Source organism: uncultured Campylobacter sp., assembly GCF_938018035.1.
GTDB lineage: Bacteria > Campylobacterota > Campylobacteria > Campylobacterales > Campylobacteraceae > Campylobacter_B.
In genome coordinates this window covers 1-2683 of the sequence record NZ_CALIJF010000320.1, presented here as the reverse complement: position 1 = coordinate 2683, position 2683 = coordinate 1, and the positions used below count along the sequence as shown (strand labels likewise).

Genomic DNA, 2683 nt, shown 5'->3' with positions numbered 1-2683 from the left:
AAAACGCGTTTAAATTCATGTATTAAGCGGCGTCAATTTTTGGGCTCAGAGAGATTAGAATTTACGCGGCAGGGCTCTTTGAATTGCAAATCGTGCGTGACGGTCAGGCTAAAATTTTAAGAACTAGAATTTAAACAAAATCTGCAATCTATCCGTGACGATGATATAATTTTTAGAATTTTGCAAGCGTAAAATATCAAAATTTTGCGTATCTACGTCGAGCCGCCCCCAAAAAAAGCGCGAAATTTGAAATTTTAAACTGCCGTCTTGTGCGAGGAGGCGATAATTTTAGGAAGCGAGAATTTCAATTAATGCGGATTAAAATTCAAGCGTAACGGGCAAATGCGTGCACCGCAAGCGATGCAATTTCAAATATGAGTTCAAGGCTCGCTAGACGCGGAATTTGAACGCCACGAGCGATAAATTTCAAAATACCTGTTTTAAAATTACAAGGCGGGGATGTAAATTTAAGTGCGGTGAGCGATTAAATTGCAAAAAGAAGCTTAAATTTAAATATCGCAGCTCACAAATTATGCGATGAAATTTTGCGTCTAGATTTCGCAAAATTGGGTGCGCAATAAGCGTTTGCAGTATCGCAGCAAGACTATAAACTAAGCTTCAATCACGCTTAAAACCCTATTTACTGAGCGCTTGTGCAAGCGCGTATTTCAAACCGCCGAAGCAAAAAGTCTGATCGGAAGCGTTTGCGGCGTATCCCAACCGACCGCGCCTCATATTTTGCTCTATAGCCTAGCTTGCGCACGAAATTTAGATTTTGAAATTTAGCGCAAAAATATTATAATTTCGCCCAAATCACGGCTAGGACAGAAAATGAACTCACGCGTGCAAAACGAATATCTAAAATCAAAAATTATGAGCGCCGAGAAAGCCTGCGAACTGATCCCAAATGGCGCATCGGTGGGCTTTAGCGGCTTTGTTGGGGCGGGCTGCGCGCTAGCGCTACCACAAGCCCTGGCACAACGAGCGACAGCGCTGCACGAAAAAGGCGAGCCCTATCAAATCGAAATTTTTACAGGCGCATCGACCGATCCGCTTTTAGACGGAGTTTTGGCAAAAGCAGGTGCCGTGAGCTTTCGCGCGCCGTTTTTTACGGATACCGATATGCGCCGTGCGATAAATAGCGGCGCCGTGCGATACGCGGACGTGCATCTATCAAGCCTTGCCGCGCAACTTAAGGCGGGCTTTTTTCCGCATCTAAACTTTGCTGTGATCGAAGTAGTGGCGATTAAAGAAAGCGGCGTGCTCGTGCCATCCACGTCGCTAGGCAATAACCAAGCCTGGCTCGATATCGCCGATCGCGTGATTTTAGAAGTGAATTACTATCAGCCGCTTGAGCTTGAGGGCATTCACGACGTTACAGATCTGCGCCTGCCGCCGCACGCTGAGGATCTGCCGATCAAGCACGTAGGCGATCGTGTAGGCAGCCCCTATATGCATGTAGATCCTGCCAAAGTAGTCGCTGTAATAGAGGCTAGGACGCATGATCGCGTCAATAATTTTACTGCCGTGGATGAAATTTCAAGTGCGATCGGCCGCAACGTCGTAAAATTCTTAAAAAACGAGGAGGCTTGTGGCAGACTTCCCGCAAAGAAGCTACTGCCGCTACAATCGGGCATCGGCAACGTCGCTAACGCCGTGCTTAGCTCGCTACAAGGCGCCGGCTATCAAGGGCTGCAGTGCTACTCCGAGGTGATCCAAGACGGCATGCTAGATCTCATCAAAAGAAGCGTCGTAGGCACTGCAAGTGCCACAGCGCTATCGCTTAGCCTCGCAGGTGTCGAGGAATTTCAAAAAAACATCGATTTCTACCGCAAGCACATCATACTACGTTCGCAAGATGTCTCCAACTCGCCAGCACTCATCAGAAGGCTTGGCGTCGTATCGATGAATGGCATGCTAGAGGCAGACATCTACGGCAATGTAAACTCCACTAACGTCATGGGCTCGCAGATGAAAAATGGCATCGGCGGTAGCGGTGACTTCGCTCGCAACGGATATTTGTCGCTATTTTTGAGCCCGTCGCTCGCTAAAGGCGGCGCGATCAGCGCTATCGTGCCATTCGTGAGCCATGTCGATCATACCGAGCACGACACCCAGGTCATCATCACCGAATACGGCATCGCCGATCTGCGCGGTAAATGCCCTCGTGAGCGGGCTCGCGCGATGATAAGTATCGCGCATCCCACTTACCAAGACGCGCTGAGAGATTATTTCGAGCGCGCCTGCGCGCAGCCCTGTGCGGGGCATACTCCGCATATCCTAAGCGAGGCGCTGTCGTGGCATCAAAGATTTAAGGATACGGGGAGTATGAAGACTTAGAGCGAATTTGCTTGAGCTAATGCGCTAAAGCCTAAAATTTAAGCTCATTCTCGCTGAAAGCAAGAAAGTTTGCACTTAAAAATTTCGCCTGCATTTGAAAGCTCTATCGCTACTTAGAGCAAAGCTTGTTAAAATTTTTATTTTTGCAAAGTTCGCGCGAAATATTTATTATATGAATGAATTGAAAATTTGCGCCATAAAATTTTAAAATTTGCAGGCGGGTTTAAGGCGCGGAATTTAAAATTTTATCGCTACGGAATTTTAAAATTTAGCCTTAAATTTGCAGCTCGCGCATTTCAAATTTTAAAATTCTACGGCTTGGAATTTTAAAATTTTGAACTTC

Annotated in this window: 1 protein-coding gene; it reads left to right on the top strand. The window is 46.7% G+C overall.

The window, feature by feature from the left end:
* The first annotated feature begins 831 nt into the window (after positions 1-831).
* The gene (locus tag Q0257_RS09640) at positions 832-2340 is read left to right on the top strand and encodes a succinate CoA transferase (RefSeq protein WP_298024426.1); all 1509 of its coding nucleotides are present in this window, start codon (positions 832-834) and stop codon (positions 2338-2340) included.
* The last annotated feature ends 343 nt before the right edge of the window (positions 2341-2683 follow it).

Coding starts and splice junctions, on each gene's coding strand:
- Q0257_RS09640 (WP_298024426.1), top strand. CDS start 832: ATGAACTCACGCGTGCAAAACGAATATCTAAAATCAAAAATTATGAGC.